The sequence below is a fragment of the Pseudoalteromonas sp. P1-9 genome (assembly GCF_001399975.1).
Taxonomy (GTDB): domain Bacteria; phylum Pseudomonadota; class Gammaproteobacteria; order Enterobacterales; family Alteromonadaceae; genus Pseudoalteromonas.
The window spans coordinates 142,434-166,897 of sequence record NZ_LKBD01000003.1 but is presented as its reverse complement, the minus strand read 5'-3'; the positions used below and the strand labels follow the sequence as shown (position 1 = coordinate 166,897).

The following is a 24,464-nucleotide window of genomic DNA, read 5'->3' as shown; positions in this document are numbered from 1 at the left end:
CTATGATATATCTTATTCCATATTTGATATATCCAGTTTTTGCTAGTATGAATGTAACCATTGAAAGTTTCTTTCACAAACAGTCTTCAACCATCAGTTATGTGGTATTTGATAACCGTAGCTTAAAAGCCATGGTTATCGATGCCGCTGTTGATTTTGATATTGCGTCGGGCAACGTCAGCTACCAGTTTGCTGATTCGATTATTCTTTATATTGATAGCCACCACTTAGATGTTGATTGGATTTTAGAAACACACGCCCACGCAGATCATTTATCTGCCGCGCAGTACCTCAAGCAAAAACTCGGTGCTAAAGTGGCAACAGGCAAGCACATTACGCAAGTGCAGCAGCATTTTAATAAGGTATTTAATTTCGATATTCCAACGGATGGTAGTCAATTTTGCCATTTATTCGACGATGGCGAAGTATTTTATTTAGGTGAAGAAGCAGTGACCGTGATGTTTACACCAGGACACACGCCAGATAGCGTTACCTATATTGTCGATGGCAGTGCATTTGTTGGTGATACACTGTTTATGCCAGATAGCGGCACGGCGCGTTGCGATTTCCCAGGCGGTGATGCCAGCCAACTGTACCACTCAATTCAGCGCATTTTTGAACTTGGTAACGATACCCACTTATATATGTGCCATGATTATCAACCAAATGGTCGTGAAGTGAGTGTTGTTACCAGTGTTGAGGCACAAAAACAATATAATGTGCACTTAAAGCACGGCATTACCCAACACGATTATGTCAAAACCCGCGAATCGCGAGATGCCGATTTAGCAGTACCGAAATTGATTCACCCTTCAATTCAAGTAAATATCAATGCGGGGCACTTTCCCGAAAGCGAAGCCAATGGCACCACTTACTTAAAAATACCGCTTAAGTTTAGGGTCTGTTGACCTTTCAAGTTCGTTTTTGCAGCAGTTTGATTGGGTTTTATACAAGGCAGAGGCTGCGTGGCATAGTTATTCTATATGAGTCAGCCGATAACACAGTAGAAAACCCAATCAAGCGCTGCCGAACGGTTCTTTTGAGCACACTTTTCTCATTGTTGCCTACATGGATGTAAGAGCAGGACGCGGAAGTTTTGCTCGATATTCGCTTAGATTGCTAGGCCACACATCGAGCGTCGCGATAAAAGCACGCTCAAACAGAACAAAAATAGAACAGCAAAGATCAACAGGCCCTAATTAGATTCACGTTTTGAGCTAATAGAAGCATTTCGAGGAGTGCTTCTAAGCCCTACACCTCTTACCGCTGGATTAAATTGCGGACGAGCATGCCATTTCGGTTTAATCGGCGTTAATGGCGCAACACGTTTTCTTGCCACAATCACGTATACACTGCCCGTCGGTTTTAAATAATGCTGACAAAACGATTGCCACGCTGCAAAACGCGATAGCCGCTTACCGCGAGCAAGCGATGAGTAAATTGCTCGTTCTTCAAATACCACTTCGAACCCTAATAAATGTAACCAGTCTTTTACTCGTGCTGGGGTAAAAAAGCGCCCACTCCACGGTAACTTTTGCTTGGCAAAAGGCAGTATGCGCGCCAAGCCACAAAAACTAAATGGATTAAACCCGCTAAGCACTAAGTAGCCGCCAGGCATTAATACTCGATGCACTTCTCGTAAGCAGTGGTGTGGGTCGGTTAAATACTCCAAGCCATGACTTAATATACAGCCATCGACTGTTTGTTCAGAAAAAGGTAATTCATCAATGTGCGCTCTCACTCCGGCTTTACTCGAGTTTGCGACATTTACTTGGTGTTTAATAACACACTCAGAGGTATCTAACTCGGCGCTCAGCTCACCAATTTTAAGCAAGTGATAGCCAAAAATTCGGTTTAACCACGGCGTGAAGATTTGCTCGATTTCTTGTTTCAAGTATTCGCCATGAGGAAAATCATACCAAGAGTGGGGTTGAATGGTATTTTGTAAACTTAGCGCTGGTTTCAAGTCTTTGCCTCGTTATAATGAGAGATAGCCTACAGAGTAAACATAACAGAGCAAGTGAATATGGTACAAGTAATTCCCATTCCCGCGTTTAACGACAATTACATTTGGGCATTGGTTAATCAAGACAACAAACAGCTTTATGTGGTTGACCCAGGTGATGCGGAGCCCGTTTTAGCGTTTTGCCGCGAGCACACATTGTCGCTTACAGGTATCTTAATTACCCATCATCATTGGGATCACACTAATGGGGTTGAAAAGCTGGTTACGAAGTTTAGTGGTTTACCCGTTTACGGTCCGAGTAACAGTCCCTTTGACGGCATTACACATAAACTTGAAGATGACGCTGTAATAACACTTGATGAATTACAATTAACATTAGCAATTATGCATGTGCCAGGACATACCCTTGATCATATTGCGTATTATAATGAAGACATGATTTTTTGTGGCGATACACTTTTTAATGGTGGATGTGGTCGATTATTTGAAGGCACGCCAAAACAAATGCTGACCTCGCTTTTGCGTATCGCAGCCCTGCCCGATTCAACACAGGTTTATTGCACCCATGAATATACGCGTGCCAACCTAGATTTCGCCACATATATCGAGCCAGACAATCATGCGCTTGTTGCCTATCGCGATGAACTTGCCACCCATAGTGATATTTCATTGCCTACCACAATAGAAGAGCAAAAGGCGATAAACCCATTTTTACGTACACATGAACATAATGTGAGAACCAGTGTGTTAGCTAAAAATTCAGTTACCGAGATAAATGATGTCAGTGTTTTTGCAGCCTTAAGGGAACTAAAGGACAATTATTAAATCTATTTATCAATTAATGATAAAAATAAATGAAATTGGCAATTTTTAGCCAAGATCGGTATTATTCGGCGTTCCGTTTTAACTCGGTATTTTGTATTAATGACTTATAAGCAAATAATTGCCCTAAGCGCCAGTGTGTGGCTTGTGGGCTGTCAAACGACAAATCAATCTCAATCAGATACGGCTGAACCTAACTACAAAGTGGCCAGCTCACAAGACGTATATGATGCATTAACAGTGCTTGCACTTGCGGAAGAAGAGCAAGAAGTCATTGAACAAATCCCAGAATTTGACGATGTATGGGAACGCATTCGCTACCAGCTTTCGATTCCTGTGCCGCAAAACCGTGCCGTAGTTGCCGAGCGTAACTACTATGCAAAACACCAAAAATACTTAGATCGTATCGCCACACGTGGTACTCCCTACCTTCACTATATTGTGGAAGAGGTCGAAAAGCGTCAGATCCCTATTGAAATTGCGCTATTACCTATTGTTGAAAGCGCATTTGACCCATTTGGCTATTCGCACCGAAGTGCTTCTGGTATTTGGCAGTTTATGCCAGCCACAGGAGAGCGTTTCGGTCTAAAGCAGAATTGGTGGTACGACGGTCGTCGCGATATTACCGAGTCTACTCGCGCTGCACTTGAATATTTAACGTATTTACACAAAACACTTGATGGTGATTGGCTAAATGCAATCGCTGCCTATAATTCAGGTGAAGGTCGAGTATTACGCGCGATTAAAAAGAACCGTAAAAAACAGTTACCAACTGATTTTTGGTCGCTTGATTTACCGCGAGAAACAACCCAATATGTGCCTAAACTACTAGCGCTATCAGACTTACTTGCGCGCTCAGATGAGTTTAAAGTAACGTGGAAAAAAATAGATAATAAGCCTGCTGTTGAATTGGTTAACACTGGCGGTCAAATTGACTTAGCAAAAGCCGCTGAAATGGCCGATATTCCAGTGACTGAAATGTATAAGTTAAACCCCGCATTTAACCGTTGGGCAACCGATCCAACCGGTCCGCATAAGCTACTTGTGCCAGCAGACAAAGCTTATGGTTTTAAAGCTCAACTTGCCAAAATGGATGCTAAAGATCGCATTCGTTGGCAGCAATACACAGTAAAATCAGGTGATAGCCTATCAAAGATTGCCAAGCAATTTGATACCAGCACGACTAGCATCAAAACGCTAAACAAGTTGAGCAACAACACTATTCGCGTTGGTCAACAACTGTTTGTACCATTGAGTAATGGCCAAATAGACAATAACTTATTAAGCGGTCCAATGCGTATTGCGGCTAACAACAAAGCTAATCGCAAAACGACACACACAGTCGTTAGTGGTGATAGCCTTTGGAAAATTGGTCGCAAATATAAAGTATCAACCAAAGACTTAATGAAGTGGAACAACTTACGCAAAAACGCGACCTTGCGTCTTGGCCAGCAGTTAACGGTTTATCAAAAAACCAGTTCAACCTTAGCGGGTAATGTGACCGAACGCACCATTACCTACAAAGTGCGCAAAGGTGATTCGTTAGCGCGCATTGCGGGTTTATATAAAGTGTCAGTATCGGACATTATGAAATGGAATGGCATTGCCAAGAATGAATACATTCAACCTGGACAAAAGCTAAAACTAAAAGTGGATGTAAAAACAGGTTAACACCAAGCAAGCATATTAAAAAAGGCGCTATTGAGCGCCTTTTTTGTGCCGTACGTTAACTAATTGAAGTTAAGCAATACCAATGTATTTATGCACTTGCACCGATAAGCGCCAGTTTTTAGCCTTACATACTTCAATCGCTAATCGCGTTGCCTTTGCCTTTTGGCTAATAGGCTGTAAATAAACGAGTTCTGGTGTGTGCCCTGCTTCAGAAAACAGCTCTTCTAACTCTTCAACATGGCGCATCATCGCGACTGGATGTTTAACCTCGTCAGCACGTTGCATGGCGCTTTTAAGTACTTTATAGCCACCACGCATATTAATTTTTGGTGATACTGTGACCCACGTTGATGCTGGCGCTAAAATCTCAAATGTGCCGCTGGTTTCAATTTGCGTAGAAAACCCGTTTTCATGAAGTAATTCACAAAGTGGGTTTAAATCGTACATGCATGGCTCACCGCCGGTGATCACAATGTGCTTTGCTTGATATTGCTTTTCGCGAATTAGCGCAAGAATTTGTTCTGCGGTACAATTAGCAAAATAATCCGAGTCAGCTTTCTTTTCAACTGTGTCAGAAAGATCAACTAAATAAGTATCGTCCGTATGCCATGTTTGCTTAGTGTCGCACCAAGCACATCCAACAGGACACCCTTGCAAGCGAATAAATATAGATGGGCAACCTGTGTAACTTGCCTCACCTTGAATGGTTTCGAATACTTCGTTAATTTTGTACAACGTACGCCTCTAATTACTGCTAGATTTGTCTTCAAGGTCACGAAGGTGTAGACTATCGCGCCCGCAAAAACCGCTATTATAGCTAAAGTGAGAGAAATATGTCGCAAAAAGTTGTTGTAATTTACTCTGGTGGAATGGATTCATATACCGTTTTAAATAAAGCCATTCGCCAAGGTTATGAAGTGTATGCACTTTCCTTTGATTACGGCCAGCGTCATGTTAAAGAATTAAAAGTCGCAGCAGACGTATGTGCGGAATTAAACATTTCTCATAAGGTTGTTGATATCTCAGCAATCAACCAGTTAATTGGTGGCTCATCACTGACTGACGATATTGACGTACCGGAAGGTCACTACGAAGAAGAAAGCATGAAATCAACTGTGGTACCAAACCGCAACATGATTTTATTATCGCTTGCTGTTGGCTATGCAGTTTCACTTAAAGCTAACAAGGTATTTTACGGTGCTCATTCAGGCGACCATGCAATTTATCCAGACTGCCGTCCTGAGTTTGTACAAAAAATGGATGATGTATGCCGCATCGCTAACTACGAAGAAATTGAAATAGTTAGCCCATACTTAAATAATACTAAAATTGAGATTTTAACCGACGGTTTAAATATGGGCCTCGATTACAGTAAGACATGGACTTGCTACAACGGTCGAGAAAAAGCCTGCGGTAAATGCGGCGCTTGCCAAGAGCGTTTAGAAGCATTTGAGCTAAACCAGGCAAACGATCCACTACCATATGAAGCAAATTAACTAAAACCTGTTAGTTAACGCACATAAAAAGCACTGAATGGTGCTTTTTTGTTTTTCACTCTCAGTTCGCAAAACTCATTTTCATTGCTGTTATGCACCTTAAAAACTAAAGCCACATTTGCACACCACATATAAGTTACAACCTTTCGCGATAAGCCATTCTAATTTGTTTACAATCCCCTCTTTTTAAGCACCGAAAATACGAATAAACTATTGGCCTTTCCCACAACTGGATTTATTTATGCCTAAGACATTGAAAGTACCTCATACGCTGGTTTTGCTACTAGCAATGATGTTTGTCGCTTATCTTGCTACTTGGATTGTACCCCAAGGTTTTTTTGATACCGTAGAAACAGCGAATGGCCGCCAAGCCGTTGTACCTGGCACTTACCAAGTTGCCACTGAAAGTCATTACCTTACGCCGTGGGACTTTCTAACGGCAATTCCACGTGCATTTGCCGCTGCACAGGATGTTATCTTTTTTGTATTGATTGTCGGTGGTGTACTCGCAATTGCACGTGCTACAGGTACAGTAGATGCGTTAATTGGCCGTTTATTAGAGAAACATGGCGATAAGCCGCAAAAACTCATTTTTGCCGTCGTCTTTTGTTTTGCCCTTGCTTCAAGTGCGATTGGCACAGCGGGCGAATACATTCCATTCGTACTTATTTTAGTGGCATTATGTAAAGCCATGCGCCTTGATGCGATGACGGCGGTCGGTATGATTGTTGCCGGCTATGGCATCGGTTATGGCGTATCTGCGTTTAATCCGTTTACTGTATTAATCGCCCAACAAATTGCCGAAGTACCTGTGTATTCAGGTTTATGGCTACGTTTAGCTATTTTCGTGCCGTTCGTATTAATTGGTTTTCATCATGTTTGGTCATACACCAAACAAGTACAAGCGGACCCATCTCGCTCGTTAATGGCTGGTATTCCTTGCCCATTAGAAGGTAAAGAAACACATGATTATCCTAAGCTTAATCGTCGTCACCAACTGGTGTTATTAAGCTTTATTGCCACCTTAGTAATCGCTGTATGGGGCATTGCAACCAAAGGCTGGTACTTATATGAACTTGGCGGCTTATTTGTTGCTTGGGGCCTTGTTATTACGGTATTGGGTAAACTTGATGCGAATACCGCTGCTAACAAATTTATTGAAGGTACCTCTGATTTAGTAACCACTGCAATTTTAATCGGTGTTGCTCGCGGTATCGCACTCATTTTAGACGACGGTAAAATTCTGCACAGCCTAGTTTACGGTATGAGTTTACCGCTTTCTTACGTGAGCGCAGAAATATCAGCAGTTGGTATGCTTGTTATTCAAACTCTGTTAAATACCTTTATTCCATCGGGGTCAGGTCAAGCGTACGTTACTATGCCGCTAATGGCGCCTCTTGGTGATTTAGTAGGTGTACCACGCCAAGTTGCGGTACTTGCGTATCAATTTGGCGACGGCTTCTCAAATATGATTATTCCAACCAATGCGGTATTAATGGGGATCATCGGTATGGCCGGTGTACCTTATGGTCAGTGGTTTAAGTTCTGCTTACCGTTATTGGTGAAACTAATGATTGCAGCATCTGTGGTACTAATCGCCGCCACTTTCTTTGGCTATGGCTTAGATGTGCAACCACAAATTGCTGGAATTGAAAGCCAAGTTACAACTAATAGCTGATTCTATTACAAGCATAAAAAAGCCACCGAATACGGTGGCTTTTTTTACACATCTATTTACAGAGCTTCGTTAAAAGCTTTTCTCTCACAGTTGACCATTCAGAATCAATAATAGAATACACCACGGTATCTCTAATAGTGCCGTCTTTTAATATTTGGTGATTACGTAAAATACCATCTTGTTTTGCACCTAGACGCTCTATTGCGGCTCTGGAAGCATCATTTTTAACATGCGTGTGAAATTCCACTGCTATTGCCTTAGTTTGTTCAAATAGCTGTTTTAATAGCAAATATTTACATTCTGTATTGACTGCTGTTCGCCTCACAGAATTTGCATACCACGTGTAGCCAATTAACGTGCGTTTATTTTTACTATCAACAGCATAGTAACGTGTCGTACCAACAATTTGATTGCTCTCTTTGTGTCGCACAGCGTACGCAATATTGCCCTTTTCCATCTGACTGATCGCCGCAGCGACATATTGTTCCATGCTTTCTGGCGTTGGTACATTAGCAAACCATAACTTCCACTGTTCACCGTCGTTAACCGCTTCAATAAGCGCCTCAACATGGGTTAGGCATAGGGGCTCTAGAACCACGTGTTGACCTTCAATAACCTGTTTTTTAATCCACATCGTTTATCTTTCTTATTATTACTAATTTAATATTTTCCAAAAAGCACGGCATAAGCAACTGAAAACAGTTTATTTTTACGAACAAGAATATCGTGCTCTTTCAAGCGCCATACAAAATTTTGGCATAAAAAAACCCAAGCGTTAGCTTGGGTTTTAAATACATGGTGCGGATGGAGGGAGTTGAACCCGTAAAGCATATCTCGTTGTCGTTCTTTGTCGCTAGGAGGCGTTTAAACTTAAGAGTTATTCGAATTCACAGCGACATGAAGCGACTACTAATAGAATCTTATGGATCCAAATAGGATCCAAACTCCGAAGCAATATAAAACTCATACTCGTACCCCCTTAAATATGAGTATACCTAAACGTTTCAGGTTTTTTGACAAGTATTTTTAAGTCCAATAATGGATATCTAAATTAATCGAATCAAAAGGCTTATTGCAAAATGAGATTAACAGATAAAGTTCTTTACGAAACTGTTCATGCCCACTTAATAGTCGACGGCTACCCACCAACAACCGAAGACGTCGCTAATTTATTGGCGATTAACGACATACAGCGTGTACATGAGGCTCTTATGAGAGCACGAGCTAGGGGTAAACTGAAGCTTAAAGGTACTCGCTGGTTCTCCACACAATGGTAACTCAAGATTAAACACTGCAACTACGCTTACGAATTCGGCTAAGTAATGTTTAACTCATAAAATTATCGAACTGTTCAGTATTAAGTTGTCCAGTTCGATAGGCTGCTATATAAATCCTTTCATTTTTGACAAAGTTCCAGATACTGGAAAATAGATGCTTGTTTGAGAATAAAGGAGCAATCATGAACGACAATACAACTCTTGCTACTATAGGAAGACTCATAAACACGAATTCCGGTGGCAAGCCTTCTGAGCTTGGCTGCGAAGCTAATGCGCTAGAAGCACAGATCGAGTTAGCCAATTCACTTAATCATAAACCTATTCGAGTATTGAAGAACTGGAAGCGCTTTAGAATCGATACTGACGAACGTAAAGAGCAAATACTGCGTCAATTGCAGCCAAGTATTTGTAAATCTGGAATTTACATTGTGTATTCAGATATGGTTGTATCAGACAGTACAGGTCGCGTACCATCGGGAGGTTGGGTACGTAGCACATTTTTAGAGTCTCTTAGTGCTGGCTGCATATTCGAAACACAAAACACCAACTACATCCTCCTCGGCGATGGAAGAGATGAAGTGATCAGTTTGACCGAGCTTTATGCTCTTTATCAAATGTTCTAAAGACTGCAGCACAAATTACATGTCGTAGGTTCATATCACATACAATGAATAAGTCTTAACTCGATCTGTCAGACTTGGTTAAGAAAATTAAATCAAACCTGACAGTCGCAATTCTGCCTAAAGCATACTATCAGCGTAACTCGTATCTGCCCCAAAATTAGTTAGATCAAGTACTTTACAAAGTTTAGGTGTGCGTATTTTCCCTACCATATCTAATCCGATTTTAAGATTTGCTTAAGAAGCAATGATATGGATAAAGTTCGCTTTCAGGTACTCCAAGAATAGCGATAGCCTATGAGGAACATGCTTACGTGTCGGATACATCCCGTAAATATTGACCACTGGGAAATCAGCAACATTTTCTATCTTGACTAGGTCGCCATTGTTGATATGTGTGTTAACAAATACGCTCGGTATCATGGCAATGCCCATCCCATCCATAGTCGCTTGAATAAGCGTGTTTGTATCTGAAATTACAGCTACCCACGGTTGTCGATACGAAAGGCTTTTACCATCGACCGTCAACATCCAATAGTCTCCATCTCTTGAGCTTCCCATATGTAGGCAGTCATGATTTTTTAGCTCTGTATAATCAGAGGGGGCTTGATATTCGTCTATATATGATGGGGCTGCATACAAACCAAACTCAGACTCTCCAAGCTTGGTTGCGATGTAAGATGAATCTTGTAACTCGAATGCGAATCGGATACTGAGATCGATCTCTTCTTCAATCAAATTCGATTTACTGTTAGATAACGCGAGGTCAAAGCGAATCCCCGAATATTCTGTTCGAAACTCTTTAATAGCTTTCATTAGAAATGGGCCCATTGCATCAGGTGCGGACAGGCGAATAAGACCTTCAGGGTTATTCTGATGGGCGGTTGTTAGCGAGTCTTCCAATTGCTCTATCTGGCTCAATACAGTTTGCGCACCTTTATAGTAAGCTTTTCCGCCTGGGGTAAGGTGCATGCTGCGTGTGGTGCGATTTAAAAGGACAAACCCTAAAGTTTCTTCCATCGCAGCAATGTGCCTGCCGACAATCGCAGGGGTAATACCTAACGCTTTAGCCGCTTTAGAAAAGCTGCCTCTATCGACAACCGTACAAAATAACTGCATATTCCGATACTTGTCCATTTGATACCTTTAGTATTAAGTGAAATTACTTTTTACTCAATTGTGCTATTTAATAATGTTAATTATCTTTTGTTTCATCTTCAATTACGAAAGGAAAGAACAATGTCTGTTACTTCAAAACTGACCACTTTAACCCTGACGCTAGGTATGATTTCTGGCGTTTCTGCAGCCGATGGTTTTGATCCTACAAAGCCTGTGATGACCGAACTTAAAGATGGCGTATATCAGTACTCCCAGTTCTTCTATAACAGTTTGGTTGTTGTTACAGACGAAGGCGTGATTATTACTGACCCTTCTGGTGAAGCTCGTTCAAAAATGATGCGTAAAGAGATCAACAAGCTCACAGATGCGCTGGTCAAAAAAGTGATCTATTCCCACGACCACTTTGACCACTCCCGAGGCGGTCAGATATTTAAAGATGAAGGTGCGGAATTCATTACTCAGGAAAAGTGTACTGAATTGATGAGTCGAGACTTGGAAAACAGAGTCGTCCAACCGGATACCACTTACCAGGACAGCTACTCAATCAAGTTAGGTGACAAACAAGTCGATTTACATTATTACGGCCCAAATGACGGTGACTGCATGAGTATCATTCATATGCCAACAGATAACGTTCTTATGGGGGTAGATTGGCATCTTCCCGGTTATGTCAATGAACCTTACCGCCTTACCGCGCACAACTACGTGGCGATTCTAAATACCTTTGAACGTGTTTTGAACGAGCTCGAATTTGACACCGTGCTCAGTGGGCATATGCCAGCATCTTCACCAGAGGCATTCAAAGAGGACTACCGCTTCAACAAAGCGCTTTTTGATGCAGTCTGGGAAGGCATGCAAAAAGGTAAAACAACGGAAGAACTAAAGAACACTGTCAAATTACCGGAGTTCAGTCATTGGCGAGGCTATGAGGAAAACCTACCTGCACACATCGAAAGAATGTCTTACTCAATTTGGCACGGCAACTAATGAGTATGTTGGTTAATAGGAGCAACATAATGAAACTACATGTATTCGATAGCTGCCCTTTTTGCGCCCGCGTTAGAGCCTTTATCGGGCTTAAAAACCTCAAATGCGAAATTTGCCCCATGACTTTGGGGCAATGGCCAGAATCGCTTGAAGGTAAACTTGAGAGGTTAACGGTCCCTGCGCTTGAGCAGCAACAGCACGATGATAAGTCTACAGTGATGGTCGAGAGCCTCGACATAATTCGTTATTTGGATCAACAAGATGAGCCGATGTTCACCAGTTACGAAGTATCGGAAGCATTAAACAATCTGCTTAAGAGGTTGTATCCGGTTTCGTCTCAGCTTTTGTACACACGAATGCCACAACTTGACCTGCCAGAGCTGTCTACGTCAAATGCTCTAAGTATGTTTGTTGAGTCACGCAAAGAGGTCTTGGGCCAGCCCATAGAGCAAGCGTTGCAGAGAACCGAAGAGTATCTTCCTGAGCTGAAACTACTTTTAAACGAGCTGGACTCCTTGCTCGATATAGATGCTCTCGTCTCTGGTGAGCGCAAATTAAACATTGACGACATTGCTGCCTTCTCTGAATTGCGAAACTACACAATGGTCGCTGAACTGGAAATGAGTGGGCGCATGATGAGCTTTGTTAGTTTAATCGTATCACGTTCTGGTATGTCGTTATATCCACCAATAAGTCAGTAAAGGAGTTCAAGATGGCAGGTAACAAATTTTTTCAACTGCTGGTTATTTTTTCACTCATACCTTTGGGGCCACTGGCTATTGATGTCTACTTGCCTTCTTTTCCACAGATGATCGAGGCTTTCGCTGTCTCTGATAGCGAAATAAGACAGACTATTTCGATTTACGTTCTGGCTCTGGGTGTGAGTCAACTAGTTGCGGGCCCAGTATCTGATCGCAAGGGGCGTAAGTTCTCTGCCATGCTTGGGCTGTTCATGTATGCAGCAGGTAGCTTGTTGGTTGTAGCGTCTTCCTCTCTAGAGATGCTATACGCAGGACGAGCTGTACAAGGCGTAGGCGCATCATTCACTATGATCACCGCCATGGCTTGGGTTCGAGACAACTACGAAGGTGACGTTGCGGGTAAGTGGTTAAGCTACATGGGTGGTGTAACTAGTACAGTACCAACCATTGCGCCGCTCATTGGCAGCGGGGTAGCTCTCTTGTGGGGGTGGACAGGTGGCTTCTACCTCATGGCTGGTTTAGCTCTCTTGCTGTTTGTTATGTCTGCTGTAGCACTTCACTCTAAGAAGAGTGTTAAGACCACGGTTGATGTAAAGGACACGCAGGCGCTTAAATGTAACGTTCGCGATATTTTAAGCAATCGTACTTTTTTCGTTTATTCATTGACTAACATGCTCAGCTTCGGTGCGCTGTTGACTTACATTTCGGTGGCTCCAATTGTTGCGATCAGTGAGGGTGGATTTTCTCAAGTACAGTTCTCACTTATGTTCGGCATGATCGGAGGAGTTCAAATACTTGCTAGCCTTATTGCGCCTAGATTGATGAAGTCGTTTGGTCGTAGGAATACTGTACGATTTGGTGTCATTGTTATTGTCATCGGAGGCATCGGGCTATTGCTAATTGGTTCGGACGCTACTTATCAGTTCTTTACTTTATCGGCGTTGGGAGCCGCTGGCTTCAGCCTTCTATCTGGTTCTGCAACGTCTTTGGTTCTAGAGCCTTTTAAATATTGTGCTGGATTAGCGACGTCAATTGACGGTTTTTTCAGAATGATTGGAGGTGCATTGCTTGTCGCCATATCGGGACTTTTAGGACTCAGTAGTATGTCTACACTAGCCATCGTCATGTTGTTGTCATTAACGTCAGTTCTATTAGTCACGGTAGACAACCGAATAGTACATAGAACTAACACAAAGTTAAGTTAGCACCTAAATTAGTCGCTTTGAATTTGACGAACAGGGCCTAAGTAGGCACTAGACTGTCTTATTCACATAACCACCACAAAAGTGGTGGTTATTGCTTTTTAACTAGCCATAGATGTCAAAGACCTTAGCTACTTAATAAGAGGCTTTGCAATACCTGACTTAATCCTTTGAATACTAATTTAGTAAGTTCACTGACACATTTCTGTCCAAATACGAGTCGGGAGACCGACACCATATGCCCGAATGCGGAAGTACGATCAAACACGTTTTTGACCCAAAACGTGTTTAGGCCAATGCCTCAAAAGAGCGAATAGCGGTTATTCGCAAACATAAATTGTATTTTTTCTTACCTTTGATTTAATATATTTTTCAATATGTTAAATTGAAATCGTGTTTGAATAATTCTCTTTCTTACAAGGTAGTTATGCGTGTAAAGTGGAAGAAAAACAAAAATCTAAATCCTGATGTTATTTTAGATAAGATAAATAGTATTAAAACCGTAAGTGAAGATAAAAAGGTTTCGTACTCAGCATTTGATTATCAATATGCTATGACTGCTCTTGTAAATATGGTTAACTTTCCAAGCCATTGTGATGGTTTTAATCACGAAAATATTGTTTCTAGGGCTGTCAGTGAAATTGCAAAAGATTCTACTCTAGAAAAAAATAAAGTCATGGATACAATAAATAATATTGTTAAGACTGAATCATCAACGAGAGAGCATAAATACCACATGCTCACTAGCCTTTCACTTGCTGCACCGTATCCGTTTAAAAGGATATCATTAGAAGGGTCTTTAATTAGAATCCTAGACGGTGATTATCCTAAAAAATATTCAGGAAGATTGGATAATGAAACAGATGGGGCATACATCAATTCTCACGTTTGAGAAACATTACGCAAAATGGATGGATGAAGAGATGCCGGAAATGGCTTCTAAAGCTTCAAAGTTGTTTATGTGTGGATCCAATAGCGATCCAGTTGAAACGAAAAAACCCGTAACTCATTGAGTTACGGGCTTAAATCATGGTGCGGATGGAGGGACTTGAACCCTCACGTGATTGCTCACACAGCGACCTCAACGCTGCCTGTCTACCAATTCCAGCACATCCGCAAAGATGTTATTTATTAGTTTGGAACGTCGTTGCTTTTGTCTTGTGAAGCAGGAACGTCTTTATCTTTTGGTTCAGCAACAACTGTAGATGCAGCAGGAGCTTCTGATGATAAATCTGACCATTCGTCAGTTTGTTTAATTTGACCTGCTGTTAAGTTACCTAGCACGATGCTTAAAATAAAAAACACTGTTGCTAAAGTGGTTGTTGTTTTTGTCATAAAGTTACCAGCACCACTTGAACCAAAAACGGTTCCAGACGCACCAGCACCAAATGATGACCCCATATCAGCACCTTTACCTTGCTGGATTAATACAAACCCAATTAAAGCAAGTGCGACGATAAGATAAACTACTAATAAAATTTCGTACATTGTTAGCCATTTCCTTTTGCGCTATTACAGATGGTTGCAAAGCTATTAGCTTTAAGGCTTGCTCCGCCTATTAGCCCACCATCAATATCTGGTTGCGCAAATAATTGTTCGCTATTGTTCTCGTTAACACTACCGCCGTAAAGCAGTTGTATTTTTGCAGCTAACTCGCTGTTAAGTTCAGCCAGCTTGCTACGGATAAATTTGTGCACAGCTTGTGCTTGTTCAGGCGATGCAGTTTTACCTGTGCCTATTGCCCAAACGGGCTCGTATGCTATCACACTATTAGCAAGTGCATCTACACCTAATTTGCTAATAATCGCATCAATTTGCTGCCAAACAACTTGTTCGGTTAATTCTTGTTCACGCTCTTGTTCACTTTCACCAACACATAGGATTGGTGTTAGATTATTTTCTTGTGCTTTGGCAAATTTAGCAGCAACTGTTTCGTTACTTTCACCGTAAATAGCACGTCTTTCTGAGTGACCAACTAAAGTGTAATTTGCACCTAGTGCGTGAATCAGTTTGGCATCAACTTCGCCAGTAAATGCACCGGCATTATTTTCTGACACTGTTTGAGCGCCTGCTTTCAAACCTGCATCAAGTGCTGATTTAATTAAAGGGAATGGCGGGAAAACTAAAATATCAACGTCAGAGGTATCAATTTTCGTGATTACTTCGGCAAGTTCAGATACAAGCTCAAGTGAGCCATTCATTTTCCAGTTGCCTGCAACCATAGGTTTGCGTTGTGCCATTGCTTACTCCAATTTAGAAAGCGAGCAGGATGTTATCCTGACTCGCAAAAAGTTACAAGAAGTTATTGTGCGTTTTCGAGTTGTTTGCTTATAGATTCAACAACATCAGCAATTTTCTTCGAGAAATCGAAGACTTGCTTTTCTTTTTCTGCTTCAACCATAACGCGGATCACAGGCTCTGTGCCTGATTTACGAATAAGTACACGGCCTTTGTCACCCAGTTGCTGTTCAACTTCAGCAATCACAGATTTAACATCGCTGCTTGCAAGCGGTTCAGTACCTTTTGCATAGCGCACATTAATCATATTCATTGGATACTTTGTGAAGCCTTGCCCTAAATCTTCAAGTGTTTGATTACTCTCGACCATGGCTGCAAGCACTTGTAAGCTAGATATAATGCCGTCGCCCGTTGAGATGCGGTCTAGATTTAAAATGTGGCCCGAGCTTTCACCACCAATTTTCCAGCCTTTTTGCTTTAATAGCTCTAGCACATAGCGGTCGCCCACTTTCGAGCGTTCAAATTCAACGCCGAGTGACTTAAGCACATTTTCAAGGCCCATGTTAGACATTACAGTACCAACAACACCGCCGCCAAGTTCACCCTTCTCGAACGCGTATTTAGCAATGATATAAACAATGTCATCACCATCAAATACACGGCCTTTATGGTCAACCATCATCACACGATCACCATCACCATCGTAGGCAATACCTACGTCAGCTTTTACTTCAAGCACTTTTTGGATCATGGTATCAACATGGGTTGCACCGCATTTTGCGTTGATATTTAAACCATTTGGCTCACACGCCACTTTAATTACTTCAGCACCAAGTTCACGCATTACATCTGGTGCAATGTGATACGTTGCACCATTGGCACAATCAACCACAATACGTAAACCTTCAAGCGATAAGGTACTTGGGAATTGGCTTTTACAGTATTCGATATAACGTCCAGCGGCAGTATCAAGGCGCTTTGCTTTACCGAGCGATTCTGAAGAAACGCACGTCATTTCTTCATCCATCATGGCTTCGATTTCAAGCTCTAACGCATCATCTAACTTAGTACCTTGCGATGAGAAAAATTTAATACCGTTATCTTGATAAGGGTTGTGAGAAGCACTAATTACAATGCCTGCTTCACCGCGGAACGTTTGCGTTAAATACGCAATTGCGGGCGTTGGCATTGGCCCTAATAAAATAACATCAATGCCAGCTGCTACTAAACCCGCTTCCAGCGATGTTTCAAGAAGGTAGCCCGAAATACGTGTATCTTTACCAATAATCACTTTTTTAGTGCCCGCTTTAGACAGCACTTTACCTGCTGCCCAACCTAGCTTTAATGCAAATTCTGGGGTAATTGGGAACTGCCCTACCTCACCACGTACACCATCGGTGCCGAAATATTTTCTATTGCTCATTTGTAATTCCTTGTTCACAGGCCTGCCATACATTAAGTGCATCGGCGGTTTCTGTAACATCGTGTACTCGAATAATCTTAGCGCCCTTTTGCGCGGCGATAAGCGCGCCCGCAACTGAGCCAGCTAAACGCTGATCTACATCGCGCCCTAATAAATTACCAATCATCGACTTGCGCGATAAGCCCGCAAGTACTTCACACCCCATCATTTTAAACTCGTCTATGTATTTTAAAATATGGTAGTTATGTGCAAGGGTTTTACCAAAACCAAAACCAGGATCGAGAATGATTTTATCGCACGATATGCCTGCGGTTTCGCAAGCGCCTATACGCTCAACAAAAAACTGTTTAATATCAGTTATCACATCATCGTAATGAGGATTTGATTGCATGGTGCGCGGTTGCCCTTGCATATGCATTAAGCACACCGGTACCCCCAACTCTGCCGCTGTCGCCAAAGCATTGGGTTCTTGCAGTGCACGAACATCATTAATAATATCAGCGCCCGCATTCACCGCCTGACGCATTACCTCTGCTTTGCTGGTATCGATGGAAATAAGGCAATCTGACTTTTTGCGGATCGCCTCTATAACTGGAATAACGCGCGCAAGCTCTTCTTCTAATGCAACATCAGGTGCCCCGGGACGCGTTGATTCACCACCAATATCAATAATGGTCGCGCCATTTTCAAGCATTGCCACAGCGGAAATGACAGCGCTGTCGACCTGTTGATAACTGCCTCCATCAGAAAAAGAGTCTGGAGTAAGGTTAAGTATTCCCATTATATGGGTTTGGCTTAGGTCAAGTACCTTGCCGTTTGGTAAATTGATAGTAGACATAGAAATGTAGATTTAAAAAAACCCCGAATTGCTCGGGGTTTTTAGGGTTGTTAGTTTACCGATGGTTGGTCGGTGTCATCAAGTTTATTTTCAGGTTTTTTCTCTGTATCAACCTGTTTTTCTGCTTGAGGTTCTTTGTCGCCAGTGGCTGTTGCGCCTGCACTTGGCTTGTCATCGTCTTTACGATCATGTGCATCACGTGGCGGGCGCACTTCGCGACGCGCCATTAGGTCATCAATTTGCGCAGCATCAATCGTTTCATACTTCATTAACGCGTCTTTCATTGCGTGAAGGATATCCATATTTTCTTTTAGAATATCTTCAGCGCGCTGATAGTTGCGATCTGAGAAGTCACGTACTTCTGCATCAATCAGCTTAGCCGTTTCACCAGACATGCTCTTGTTCTGCGTTTGACTACGACCCATGAAAACTTCGCCTTGATCTTCTGAATAAAGAAGCGGACCTAGTTTTTCACTTAAACCCCATTGCGTAACCATTTTGTGTGCAATATCAGTTGCACGTTCAATATCGTTGCTTGCGCCGGTAGTCACTTTGTCTGCACCATAGATGAGTTCTTCAGCAATACGACCACCGTAAAGGCTTGAAATCATCGACTCTAAATGTTGCTTAGAATGACTTACACGGTCTTGCTCTGGTAAATACATAGTTACACCAAGTGCACGACCACGCGGGATAATTGATACCTTGTAAACAGGATCATGTTCAGGCACTAAACGCCCAACAATAGCGTGACCAGCTTCGTGGTATGCCGTCATTTCTTTTTCTTGCTCGCTCATAACCATTGACTTGCGCTCTGCGCCCATCATGATTTTATCTTTTGCAGCATCAAACTCGGCCATGCTAACTACACGCTTATTACCACGCGCAGCAAAAAGAGCAGCTTCATTAACAAGGTTAGCAAGATCAGCACCTGAGAAACCAGGTGTACCACGTGCAATTAGTGCTGGCTCAACGTTGTCTGCCAGAGGCACTTTGCGCATGTGTACTTTAAGAATTTGTTCACGACCGCGGATATCAGGTAAACCAACAACTACTTGGCGGTCAAAACGACCTGGACGCAATAGCGCTGGGTCTAATACATCTGGACGGTTAGTTGCAGCAATTACGATAATACCTTCATTACCTTCAAAGCCATCCATTTCAACAAGCATTTGGTTAAGTGTTTGCTCGCGCTCATCGTGACCACCGCCAAGACCTGCACCACGCTGGCGACCTACCGCATCGATTTCATCGATGAAGATGATACAAGGCGCAGCTTTCTTAGCTTGTTCAAACATGTCACGCACACGCGATGCACCAACACCAACGAACATTTCAACGAAGTCAGAACCTGAAATTGTAAAGAATGGTACTTTTGCTTCACCTGCAACCGCTTTTGCAAGTAATGTTTTACCTGTACCTGGAGGACCTACCATCAGTACGCCCTTCGGAATGCTACCACCCAACTTTTGGAATTTTGATGGGTCACGTAAGAAATCTACTAGCTCAGTAACGTCTTCTTTTGCTTCATCACAACCAGCTACATCGGCAAACGTCGTTTTAACTTGGTCTTCGCTCATTAGGCGCGCCTTGCTCTTACCGAATGACATGGCACCTTTGCCGCCACCGCCTTGCATTTGACGCATGAAGAATATCCAAACACCAATAAGCAGTAACATTGGGAACCAAGAAATGAAGATAGTTGCCAGTAATGACTGTTCTTCCGGTTCTACACCTTCAACAATTGCACCGCTTTTAATCAGCTCGTCAACAATGTACTGATCGTGCATTGGGATAACAGTTTTAAACTGCTCACCATTTAATTTTGTGCCATATACGATGCCAGCTGTGCGATCAAACTTCGCTTCGCGCACTTGCTGTGCACGGGCATCCTTTACAAACTGCGAATATGCGAGCTGGCGGTTAGCGCCTTCGCCTGGATTGAAACTCTGGAATACCGACATTAAAACTACGGCGATTACCAACCAGAGAATTAAATTTTTAGCCATATCACTCAAGGCATTAACCTCTTGTCTTATCTAACATTGAAAAAAATATTTAACTATGAATACTGTACTACAGTTTGTAACCTGTCGCTACTATATAAACTTCGCGAGAGCGCGCACGCGACGAATCTGGTTTGCGAATTTTAACGGTCTTAAAACTATTACGTAAGTCTTTAACAAATTGATCAAATCCCTCTCCTTGGAACACTTTGACAGCAAAATTGCCGTTTGGTTTAAGTACTTGATGGCACATATCAAATGCAAGTTCGACTAAGTACATGCTACCAGCCTGATCTGTCACGTTATTTCCGCTCATATTAGGCGCCATATCCGACATGACAAGATCAACGTTCTTACCATCAATTCGTGATAACAGTGCATCCAGTACCGCTTCTTCACGAAAGTCACCTTGTAAAAATTCAACGCCAGGCAGGGGATCCATTGGTAAAATGTCACAAGATATTACTGTGCCGTTATCACCAACCTTATCCGCCGCATACTGCGACCAACCACCTGGTGCTGCACCTAAGTCCACCACGGTAAGTCCTGGGCGAATTAATTTATCTTTTTTGTCGAGCTCTTCAATTTTGAAGTAAGCCCGCGAGCGATACCCGAGTTTACGGGCTTCATTGGCATATACATCATCAAAATGCTCCTTTAACCAGCGTTTTGAACTTGCCGAATGCTTTTTATTAGCCATTAAATTCTACTCTAGAATTAGTAATATTGGATATATGGCGGTAGAATACCCTTAATTCAAGATTATTTCTGCGAAATTTACTAAATATGAAGTTATCAAACAAACAAAAGCAGTTTTTAAAAGGCGAAGCACACGCGTTAAATCCTGTTGTTCTTTTAGGTGCAAATGGTTTAACTGAAGGTGTGTTACTCGAAATTGAAAACGCACTTGGCATTCACGAACTGATTAAAGTGAAAGTACCAACTAGTGACCGTGAAACTAAAGCGCTTATTTTTGAAGCCATTGTGCGCGAAACGGGTGCTATCAAGCTACAAACAATTGGTCATATTATTGTGCTTTATAAACAAAGCGAAGATAAGAAAATCCAACTGCCAAAAGGTTAATGTAAAACATATTTTAACCTGTAAAAAAAACGCGCTTTAAGCGCGTTTTTTATTGTACTGCTTTAACGTTAAATCAAGAAAATCCGTAGTCAGCTCGTTCAAAATACCGGCTTCGGCATTTATCATCAAACTAAAGCCTAACTCTAATCTTGGAATAACCAACACATCAGCACGGTACCCTTGCACCCAACCACTGTGATAATAAATTTTCTCGCCTTTGTAGTCGTAAATGCGCCAGCCCAATCCGTAATGAGCTTGATTTAGGTTTTTACGCCAAACTCGACGCCTTAACTCTTTTTTGGTTTTAATTTGTGGTGTACTTTGCAGCGCCAGTGATTCTTTTGATAACACACTTGGGTATTGGCCAAGCTGTGCTTTGAGCCACTGCACCATATCATCTGCACTGGCATTAACGCCCGCTGCAGGACCAACCTTATAGTAATTTGGTTTAATTTTTGTGGTGTACCAACGCTTGCGAGCCCGCACGTGTGGATGAGCATAATTGTCATCTTGCATCATGGCTTGTATACCAAGGCTCGCATTTTTCATGTTTAACGGTTTAAACAAGAATTCATTTACCCAGGTGCTGTAATCCATCTGCGTGGATTTTTCGATCACATCACCAATCAGGCTAAACATCACATTTTGATAACCATAACAACGCCCCGGTGAACAAATCGGTTCTACTTCTGCAAGCTTGTTTTTAATTTTGTCATAAGGCATGCGTGATTCAATAAGATTGTCGTACGCATTGGGTACAAGGCCACTGCTATGACTTAATAAATGCGACACCCGCAGTTTTTTATCACGACTGTGGAAATGAAAATCCGGCAGATATTTAGTCACCGTATCGTCAAGCTTTAACTGCCCTTCACTGGCGAGCTTTGCAGCCAAAGACCCCGCAAATGTTTTTGATACCGACGCTAAACGAAAGCGTGTACTGGTGGTAATAGGTTTACCACTAATGCGTTTGGTTTTACCATAGCCATAGGCAAACTCCCCCGCATCTACTTTTACAACTGACAGTGCCGCACCTGGGATACCTTTTTTTCTTAATTTAGATACCATGGTGTTCTTGTAACCTTTAACAAAAAGGTCAAAATCAACCTGTTCGTTTGCGTTATCAAGACTATCCGCAACTGAAAAACAACTAAAACTCAAAAATGTTGAGAAAAACAAAAACCGCATATATATCGCTATTCTCGGAATAAATACGCACATAGTTTAACAAGCCAATAACAAGGATGCAGGCAAAACTTTTAAATATTTTGTTTGTCCAAGCTGAACAACTACATTTTTTTACATGTGAACTACACATTTATACATATAATACGTATTTTATTAAACAGCATTTAGCCACAGATCAGTACAACTATAATTATTACAATGAACAAAATTACAATTTCACTTCTTATTTTGAGCACCTTGCTTGCGACGCCCTGCCTTGCTAGTAATCGGCTTTATGCAGACAACACTCTCGAGGCAAGTGACGGGTTCACGTGGGATTGGAGTTTTGGTGCTGGCTACTATGTCGATAAACACTATTTACAAGGTGTGGACTATCAAGATGGTTTTGAATTAAACATCAATGTTGCCATCAACTACGACAAATTTTATTTTGATGTTGATAACTCACAGCTTACAGGTGGCTTGACGATTGGTTACAACCTCGTTGATAAGTATGACTGGAGTCTCGATTTATTCGCGATTAACGCCCATGAAGGCTTTGACGAAACTGGCACCTTTTACGACGACGATTTAGTATCTGAACTACGCGGAGTGACAGAACGTGAAGATGATTTCAACGCAGGTCTTCGCCTTACCCGTAAAGAAAAAACCCACCAGTTATCGTTAGAAATTCTCCACGACATTTCAGGTGCACACAAAAGCCTTTGGGCAAGTGGTTTTATTAGTACTATTCAAGATTATCGCAATTGGGAATTTCGTGTTGGCTCTGGCCTAAATATTTATTCATCGGATTTTACTGGTTATTACTTTGGCGTCGATGCCAACGAAACAATCGCCGGATTTAGACCACAGTACAACCCAAGTGCAGCTTACAGCCTAACCTTTGAAATTCACGCTGAATACCCAATTAACGAAGATTGGGTGTTTCTTGGTGGCTGGTTATCCTCTTGGTATTCCAAGGAAATTAGCAACAGCCCATTAATCTCTAACAGCTTACGACACAAAGCTAAGGTTGGCATACGCTATGTATTTTAACCTTAAATTTGTCCTTATTAAGCTCAAACTTATTGCGTTATTTTTCTTCGCGAGCATGTGTTTTGCCGACGCTGAAAAGAACGTCAATTTGCCATTATCGCACCCTGAACTGGCCATTTTCCCTGAGAAATGTGTGGCATTGCGTCAAGGAAAACACTGTTACACCAAATTAAAGTTCCAGTGGCATGCGCCGGTTAGAGGCGATTATTGTATTCGCACAGTAAATGATAAAAAACTGATTCGCTGCTGGTATAGCAGTACCTTTGGTGAATTAGACAGTGAATTTAACTCGCCAGAAGCAGTGCAATACGAATTAGTTGAAATTAGCTCAGGGCAAATAAGCGAGCCCGTAGAAATGAAAGTAAATTGGGTATACACCAATAAGCGAAAGAAACGTCGGTGGAGACTGTTTTAATGGATATAGCAAAAAAAATACTATTAGTTGAAGATGACACATCGCTTGCACAATGGGTAAGTGAGTACTTAGTTGAACAAGGCTTTGACGTTGTTTTGTGTCATCGTGGTGACGAAGCTGTGCAGGCAGTAAAAAAACATAACCCCGATTTAGTATTACTAGACTTAATGCTGCCAGGTAAAGATGGCATGAGTGTGTGTCGCGATTTACGTATTTTCTATCATCAGCCAATTATTATGATGACAGCAAAAGGCGATGAAATTGATGAAGTACTTGGCTTAGAAGTAGGCGCAAGTGATTATGTCATAAAACCTGTGCGTCCACGTGTATTACTTGCGCGTATCAATGCAGTAATGCGTGAAAAACAAGGGGGCTCGGATGCCAATTCTGATGAGATCAGCATTGGAAGCTTACAAATCGATACCTTGTCACGCGACGTATTTTTAGATGGTACTAAACTCGCCCTTTCAAATGCCGAATATTCCTTGTTGTTTTACTTGGCATCAAATGCAGATCAAATTCTCGACCGCGATAGCGTGTTTTTAGCGACCAAAGGCAGAGAATACGACGGCTTAGACCGCAGCGTTGATGTGCTTATTTCTGCGCTTCGTAAGAAAATTGGCGACGACCCTCAAAGCCCAAATAAAATAAAAACCATTTGGGGCAAAGGTTATTTGTTCGTAAGCCAAGCTTGGTAGT

25 protein-coding genes and 1 tRNA gene are annotated in these 24,464 nt (G+C 42.0%); 14 read left to right on the top strand and 12 right to left on the bottom strand.

Going from position 1 to position 24,464, the window contains the following annotated elements; translation table 11 throughout:
• Positions 1 to 47: 47 nt before the first annotated feature.
• Positions 48 to 908 carry an MBL fold metallo-hydrolase gene (locus AN214_RS03275; RefSeq protein WP_054978409.1) on the top strand — a complete coding sequence of 287 codons (861 nt, stop codon included), beginning with the start codon at positions 48 to 50 and terminating at the stop codon, positions 906 to 908.
• Between the two features lie 287 nt (positions 909 to 1,195).
• On the opposite strand, the gene AN214_RS03270 is transcribed toward AN214_RS03275, so the two are convergent.
• Positions 1,196 to 1,966 carry a class I SAM-dependent methyltransferase gene (locus AN214_RS03270; protein ID WP_054978408.1) on the bottom strand — a complete coding sequence of 257 codons (771 nt, stop codon included), beginning with the start codon at positions 1,964 to 1,966 and terminating at the stop codon, positions 1,196 to 1,198.
• A gap of 60 nt (positions 1,967 to 2,026) precedes the next feature.
• On the opposite strand from AN214_RS03270, the gene gloB reads away from it, so the two are divergent.
• Positions 2,027 to 2,791 carry a hydroxyacylglutathione hydrolase gene (gene gloB / locus AN214_RS03265; protein WP_054978407.1) on the top strand — a complete coding sequence of 255 codons (765 nt, stop codon included), beginning with the start codon at positions 2,027 to 2,029 and terminating at the stop codon, positions 2,789 to 2,791.
• Between the two features lie 99 nt (positions 2,792 to 2,890).
• The gene (locus tag AN214_RS03260) at positions 2,891 to 4,459 is read left to right on the top strand and encodes a LysM peptidoglycan-binding domain-containing protein (protein ID WP_054978406.1); all 1,569 of its coding nucleotides are present in this window, start codon (positions 2,891 to 2,893) and stop codon (positions 4,457 to 4,459) included.
• A 69-nt stretch (positions 4,460 to 4,528) separates the two neighbouring features.
• On the opposite strand, the gene queE is transcribed toward AN214_RS03260, so the two are convergent.
• Entirely contained in the window at positions 4,529 to 5,194 is a 666-nt protein-coding gene (queE, locus tag AN214_RS03255; protein WP_054978405.1) for a 7-carboxy-7-deazaguanine synthase QueE, read from the bottom strand.
• Positions 5,195 to 5,292: 98 nt separating this feature from the next.
• On the opposite strand from queE, the gene queC reads away from it, so the two are divergent.
• Entirely contained in the window at positions 5,293 to 5,955 is a 663-nt protein-coding gene (gene queC, locus AN214_RS03250) for a 7-cyano-7-deazaguanine synthase QueC (RefSeq protein WP_054978404.1), read from the top strand.
• A gap of 241 nt (positions 5,956 to 6,196) precedes the next feature.
• On the top strand, positions 6,197 to 7,633 hold the full coding sequence (locus AN214_RS03245; protein ID WP_054978403.1) for a YfcC family protein: 1,437 nt from the start codon (positions 6,197 to 6,199) through the stop codon (positions 7,631 to 7,633).
• Between the two features lie 52 nt (positions 7,634 to 7,685).
• Here the strand turns inward: AN214_RS03245 and AN214_RS03240 are convergent, their stop codons facing one another.
• On the bottom strand, positions 7,686 to 8,267 hold the full coding sequence (locus AN214_RS03240; RefSeq protein ID WP_054978402.1) for a GNAT family N-acetyltransferase: 582 nt from the start codon (positions 8,265 to 8,267) through the stop codon (positions 7,686 to 7,688).
• An 825-nt stretch (positions 8,268 to 9,092) separates the two neighbouring features.
• Between AN214_RS03240 and AN214_RS03230 the strand changes: the two genes are divergently transcribed.
• Positions 9,093 to 9,533 (top strand): DUF6957 family protein, encoded by a 441-nt coding sequence (locus AN214_RS03230; protein WP_054978400.1) that lies wholly within the window; start codon positions 9,093 to 9,095, stop codon positions 9,531 to 9,533.
• Positions 9,534 to 9,767: 234 nt separating this feature from the next.
• Here AN214_RS03230 and AN214_RS03225 read toward each other — a convergent pair whose 3' ends face one another.
• Positions 9,768 to 10,667 (bottom strand): LysR family transcriptional regulator, encoded by a 900-nt coding sequence (locus AN214_RS03225; RefSeq protein WP_200911110.1) that lies wholly within the window; start codon positions 10,665 to 10,667, stop codon positions 9,768 to 9,770.
• A 102-nt stretch (positions 10,668 to 10,769) separates the two neighbouring features.
• On the opposite strand from AN214_RS03225, the gene AN214_RS03220 reads away from it, so the two are divergent.
• The 4 genes from AN214_RS03220 (at position 10,770) to AN214_RS03205 (ending at position 14,431) form a co-directional block, all read left to right on the top strand.
• Positions 10,770 to 11,636 carry an MBL fold metallo-hydrolase gene (locus AN214_RS03220; protein WP_054978399.1) on the top strand — a complete coding sequence of 289 codons (867 nt, stop codon included), beginning with the start codon at positions 10,770 to 10,772 and terminating at the stop codon, positions 11,634 to 11,636.
• 29 nt (positions 11,637 to 11,665) lie between these two features.
• Positions 11,666 to 12,337 carry a glutaredoxin 2 gene (gene grxB / locus AN214_RS03215; protein ID WP_054978398.1) on the top strand — a complete coding sequence of 224 codons (672 nt, stop codon included), beginning with the start codon at positions 11,666 to 11,668 and terminating at the stop codon, positions 12,335 to 12,337.
• A gap of 11 nt (positions 12,338 to 12,348) precedes the next feature.
• Positions 12,349 to 13,542, top strand: a complete 1,194-nt coding sequence (locus AN214_RS03210) for a multidrug effflux MFS transporter (RefSeq protein ID WP_054978397.1) — start codon at positions 12,349 to 12,351, stop codon at positions 13,540 to 13,542.
• Between the two features lie 394 nt (positions 13,543 to 13,936).
• Complete coding sequence (locus AN214_RS03205) at positions 13,937 to 14,431, top strand: hypothetical protein (protein ID WP_152960697.1); 495 nt, start codon at positions 13,937 to 13,939, stop codon at positions 14,429 to 14,431.
• A gap of 138 nt (positions 14,432 to 14,569) precedes the next feature.
• Here the strand turns inward: AN214_RS03205 and AN214_RS03200 are convergent.
• The 7 genes from AN214_RS03200 to rlmE all read right to left on the bottom strand — a co-directional run bounded on the left by AN214_RS03200 (position 14,570) and on the right by rlmE (position 20,744).
• Positions 14,570 to 14,656, bottom strand: a tRNA-Leu gene (locus tag AN214_RS03200).
• Positions 14,657 to 14,670: 14 nt separating this feature from the next.
• Positions 14,671 to 15,027: a preprotein translocase subunit SecG gene (secG, locus tag AN214_RS03195; protein WP_054978395.1), complete on the bottom strand. Its 357-nt coding sequence runs from the start codon at positions 15,025 to 15,027 to the stop codon at positions 14,671 to 14,673.
• Positions 15,028 to 15,029: 2 nt separating this feature from the next.
• The gene (gene tpiA / locus AN214_RS03190) at positions 15,030 to 15,779 is read right to left on the bottom strand and encodes a triose-phosphate isomerase (RefSeq protein ID WP_054978394.1); all 750 of its coding nucleotides are present in this window, start codon (positions 15,777 to 15,779) and stop codon (positions 15,030 to 15,032) included.
• A 62-nt stretch (positions 15,780 to 15,841) separates the two neighbouring features.
• Complete coding sequence (gene glmM / locus AN214_RS03185; RefSeq protein ID WP_054978393.1) at positions 15,842 to 17,200, bottom strand: phosphoglucosamine mutase; 1,359 nt, start codon at positions 17,198 to 17,200, stop codon at positions 15,842 to 15,844.
• A complete protein-coding gene (folP, locus tag AN214_RS03180; RefSeq protein WP_054978392.1) occupies positions 17,190 to 18,038 on the bottom strand; it encodes a dihydropteroate synthase in 849 nt (282 codons plus the stop codon). Before folP ends, glmM begins: the two co-directional genes overlap by 11 nt.
• A gap of 50 nt (positions 18,039 to 18,088) precedes the next feature.
• Positions 18,089 to 20,047, bottom strand: coding sequence for an ATP-dependent zinc metalloprotease FtsH (gene ftsH, locus AN214_RS03175; RefSeq protein WP_010560483.1), 1,959 nt, complete (start codon positions 20,045 to 20,047; stop codon positions 18,089 to 18,091).
• Positions 20,048 to 20,114: 67 nt separating this feature from the next.
• Positions 20,115 to 20,744 (bottom strand): 23S rRNA (uridine(2552)-2'-O)-methyltransferase RlmE, encoded by a 630-nt coding sequence (rlmE, locus tag AN214_RS03170; protein WP_010560484.1) that lies wholly within the window; start codon positions 20,742 to 20,744, stop codon positions 20,115 to 20,117.
• A gap of 86 nt (positions 20,745 to 20,830) precedes the next feature.
• On the opposite strand from rlmE, the gene yhbY reads away from it, so the two are divergent.
• Positions 20,831 to 21,127, top strand: coding sequence for a ribosome assembly RNA-binding protein YhbY (yhbY, locus tag AN214_RS03165; protein ID WP_010560485.1), 297 nt, complete (start codon positions 20,831 to 20,833; stop codon positions 21,125 to 21,127).
• 36 nt (positions 21,128 to 21,163) lie between these two features.
• Here yhbY and AN214_RS03160 read toward each other — a convergent pair whose 3' ends face one another.
• Complete coding sequence (locus tag AN214_RS03160; RefSeq protein WP_054978391.1) at positions 21,164 to 22,315, bottom strand: serine hydrolase; 1,152 nt, start codon at positions 22,313 to 22,315, stop codon at positions 21,164 to 21,166.
• 198 nt (positions 22,316 to 22,513) lie between these two features.
• On the opposite strand from AN214_RS03160, the gene AN214_RS03155 reads away from it, so the two are divergent.
• Genes AN214_RS03155 through AN214_RS03145 form a run of 3 tightly spaced genes read left to right on the top strand, consistent with a single transcriptional unit; the run spans position 22,514 to position 24,463 of the window.
• Positions 22,514 to 23,350 (top strand): MipA/OmpV family protein, encoded by an 837-nt coding sequence (locus AN214_RS03155; protein ID WP_054978390.1) that lies wholly within the window; start codon positions 22,514 to 22,516, stop codon positions 23,348 to 23,350.
• On the top strand, positions 23,340 to 23,765 hold the full coding sequence (locus AN214_RS03150) for a DUF3019 domain-containing protein (protein WP_054978389.1): 426 nt from the start codon (positions 23,340 to 23,342) through the stop codon (positions 23,763 to 23,765). The genes AN214_RS03155 and AN214_RS03150 overlap by 11 nt, the downstream gene beginning before the upstream one ends.
• Positions 23,765 to 24,463 (top strand): response regulator, encoded by a 699-nt coding sequence (locus tag AN214_RS03145; RefSeq protein ID WP_054978388.1) that lies wholly within the window; start codon positions 23,765 to 23,767, stop codon positions 24,461 to 24,463. Before AN214_RS03150 ends, AN214_RS03145 begins: the two co-directional genes overlap by 1 nt.
• The last annotated feature ends 1 nt before the right edge of the window (position 24,464 follow it).

Excerpts from the sequence above, each read along its gene's own strand:
- AN214_RS03275 (WP_054978409.1), top strand. The coding sequence starts at position 48 with ATGAATGTAACCATTGAAAGTTTCTTTCACAAACAGTCTTCAACCATC.
- gloB (WP_054978407.1), top strand. The coding sequence starts at position 2,027 with ATGGTACAAGTAATTCCCATTCCCGCGTTTAACGACAATTACATTTGG.
- AN214_RS03260 (WP_054978406.1), top strand. The coding sequence starts at position 2,891 with ATGACTTATAAGCAAATAATTGCCCTAAGCGCCAGTGTGTGGCTTGTG.
- queC (WP_054978404.1), top strand. The coding sequence starts at position 5,293 with ATGTCGCAAAAAGTTGTTGTAATTTACTCTGGTGGAATGGATTCATAT.
- AN214_RS03245 (WP_054978403.1), top strand. The coding sequence starts at position 6,197 with ATGCCTAAGACATTGAAAGTACCTCATACGCTGGTTTTGCTACTAGCA.
- AN214_RS03240 (WP_054978402.1), bottom strand. The coding sequence starts at position 8,267 with ATGTGGATTAAAAAACAGGTTATTGAAGGTCAACACGTGGTTCTAGAG.
- AN214_RS03230 (WP_054978400.1), top strand. The coding sequence starts at position 9,093 with ATGAACGACAATACAACTCTTGCTACTATAGGAAGACTCATAAACACG.
- AN214_RS03225 (WP_200911110.1), bottom strand. The coding sequence starts at position 10,667 with ATGGACAAGTATCGGAATATGCAGTTATTTTGTACGGTTGTCGATAGA.
- AN214_RS03220 (WP_054978399.1), top strand. The coding sequence starts at position 10,770 with ATGTCTGTTACTTCAAAACTGACCACTTTAACCCTGACGCTAGGTATG.
- grxB (WP_054978398.1), top strand. The coding sequence starts at position 11,666 with ATGAAACTACATGTATTCGATAGCTGCCCTTTTTGCGCCCGCGTTAGA.
- AN214_RS03210 (WP_054978397.1), top strand. The coding sequence starts at position 12,349 with ATGGCAGGTAACAAATTTTTTCAACTGCTGGTTATTTTTTCACTCATA.
- secG (WP_054978395.1), bottom strand. The coding sequence starts at position 15,027 with ATGTACGAAATTTTATTAGTAGTTTATCTTATCGTCGCACTTGCTTTA.
- tpiA (WP_054978394.1), bottom strand. The coding sequence starts at position 15,779 with ATGGCACAACGCAAACCTATGGTTGCAGGCAACTGGAAAATGAATGGC.
- glmM (WP_054978393.1), bottom strand. The coding sequence starts at position 17,200 with ATGAGCAATAGAAAATATTTCGGCACCGATGGTGTACGTGGTGAGGTA.
- folP (WP_054978392.1), bottom strand. The coding sequence starts at position 18,038 with ATGTCTACTATCAATTTACCAAACGGCAAGGTACTTGACCTAAGCCAA.
- ftsH (WP_010560483.1), bottom strand. The coding sequence starts at position 20,047 with ATGGCTAAAAATTTAATTCTCTGGTTGGTAATCGCCGTAGTTTTAATG.
- rlmE (WP_010560484.1), bottom strand. The coding sequence starts at position 20,744 with ATGGCTAATAAAAAGCATTCGGCAAGTTCAAAACGCTGGTTAAAGGAG.
- yhbY (WP_010560485.1), top strand. The coding sequence starts at position 20,831 with ATGAAGTTATCAAACAAACAAAAGCAGTTTTTAAAAGGCGAAGCACAC.
- AN214_RS03160 (WP_054978391.1), bottom strand. The coding sequence starts at position 22,315 with ATGCGGTTTTTGTTTTTCTCAACATTTTTGAGTTTTAGTTGTTTTTCA.
- AN214_RS03155 (WP_054978390.1), top strand. The coding sequence starts at position 22,514 with ATGAACAAAATTACAATTTCACTTCTTATTTTGAGCACCTTGCTTGCG.
- AN214_RS03150 (WP_054978389.1), top strand. The coding sequence starts at position 23,340 with ATGTATTTTAACCTTAAATTTGTCCTTATTAAGCTCAAACTTATTGCG.
- AN214_RS03145 (WP_054978388.1), top strand. The coding sequence starts at position 23,765 with ATGGATATAGCAAAAAAAATACTATTAGTTGAAGATGACACATCGCTT.